Origin of the sequence: Streptomyces sp. NPDC002130 (assembly GCF_040296465.1) — a bacterium.
GTDB lineage: Bacteria > Actinomycetota > Actinomycetes > Streptomycetales > Streptomycetaceae > Streptomyces.
On the sequence record NZ_JBEOXI010000714.1, the window covers coordinates 1 to 1,638 of the forward strand.

Annotated in this window: 1 protein-coding gene and 1 pseudogene; both read right to left on the reverse strand. The window is 64.3% G+C overall.

The genetic code is table 11. The features are described 5' to 3' along the window. Positions 1-172: 172 nt before the first annotated feature. Positions 173-997 carry a helix-turn-helix domain-containing protein gene (locus tag ABT116_RS44745; protein ID WP_351646708.1) on the reverse strand — a complete coding sequence of 275 codons (825 nt, stop codon included), beginning with the start codon at positions 995-997 and terminating at the stop codon, positions 173-175. Positions 998-1,559: 562 nt separating this feature from the next. After that, positions 1,560-1,638 (reverse strand): annotated as a pseudogene (locus ABT116_RS44750) (AIM24 family protein); the annotation flags it as partial.

Consider the following 1,638-nt stretch of genomic DNA (forward strand, 5'->3'; position numbering starts at 1 on the left):
GTCGACGCCGACCAGATCCTCGTCATGAACGACGGCCGCGTGGTCGAGCACGGCTCTCACGACGAGTTGGTCAACCTCGGGGGTCGGTATGCGGAGCTGTGGGAAGCGTGGTCCGCGCCGCGGCGTTGAGCGCGACGGTTGCACCGGGCACTTCCGGCCGGTGCAACCCAACTCACGCGTGCAGAAGGTACGGCACCGATTCGGGAGCCACACTCCCCTTGTTCATCATGCTGCCGGGTGTGCGGCCGGTGACTCGGCGGAACACGGCGACAAAAGCACTCGGGGTTTCGTACCCGACTCGCCTACTGACCACCGAAACCGGCACTCCAGCAGCTAAATACGTCAGCGCCGCGCGGACACGAACCTGAATTCGCCACTGCGCAAACGTCATTCCCGTACCCTGCGCGAACACGCGCGTCAAGGTCCGGACACTACCGCCAGCCGTCAGCGCCCATTCCGACAGCGAGCGCTGGTCTGCCGGATTGGCGACCAACGCTTCGGCGACGAACAGCGCTCGCGGATCGGTCGGCATCGGCACCTCCACGGCAGCAACCGCGAGCGGCTGCAGCATGTCGAAGGCCACCCGCTCCGCGCGGCTACGGGCCTCGTCGGGCATGTTCCGTCGATGCATGTGCAGGAGTACCTCACGCAGGAGAGCGCTGACACCGAACAAACCCGGAACACCCGACGGCGCCTCGTGCGCCTCAGGCCGGAAGTAGGTGCAGAAGAACTCGGTACCAGGGCCGGCCTTCACGGCATGTAACGCACCGGCAGGCAACCACAGTCCCGCCGACGGCGGCACCTCCCACGTGATGCCGTCAGCCACAACCGTGAGCATTCCGCCGGAGTTTCCCCAGATCAGCTCGTGCTCTGGATGACGATGCGGGGCCCACTGCCGCTGGTGAGAGAGCTTCAGAGTCACCGTTGTCATCGAGTAGGGGTGATCGATGGAACGCGGCCCCACGGGCACCGAAATTCTCTCTGCCACAGCTGTCATGATGACGAGTATAGGACTTTCGTTAGGCATACCTAAATAGGAACCCGAAAAATGTTGACTGTGACCCGAGAGTTACAGATACTGCGGGCACCGATATCGTGACGTCAACTCCCGGCTACGGGTCGGCAACGAGAGGTACATGATGGTTGACGCATCACGAATCCCGGTCATCGTCGGCGTCGGTGATCTGCGCTGGAACCCAGCCGACGGGCACCGCGAACCTCTCGATCTGATTCACGACGCCACCGTCGCCGCCTTGAACGACAGTGGACACGCCGAACTGGGAACCCAGATCGATTCCGTGTTCGCAATCAAGACCGTCAGCTGGTCGTACGACGACCTCCCCGGGCTGCTTGCCTCACGATTAGGTGCGACCCCCACGGTCACGTCCACCTCTCCGATCGGTGGCCACTGGCCCGCGGCGCTCCTCGATCGGATCGGCGCGGCCATCGCTCGCGGTGAATCCTCGGCTGCTCTGCTCGTGGGCGGCGAATCGCACGCCAGCAGCACCGCGCTGCGAAAGTCCGGAGTCGCCCCCGACTCGATCGGGTGGACAGCCGCGCCCGGTGGTCATCAGGGCGACTTTGCCCCGTCCGGTGATGTTGAGCTGGTACTTCCCGGAGCCGGAGATGCCGTACAGG

Bases quoted from the DNA above. Each gene is read 5' to 3' on its own strand.
- ABT116_RS44745 (WP_351646708.1), bottom strand. From the start codon at position 997: ATGACAGCTGTGGCAGAGAGAATTTCGGTGCCCGTGGGGCCGCGTTCC.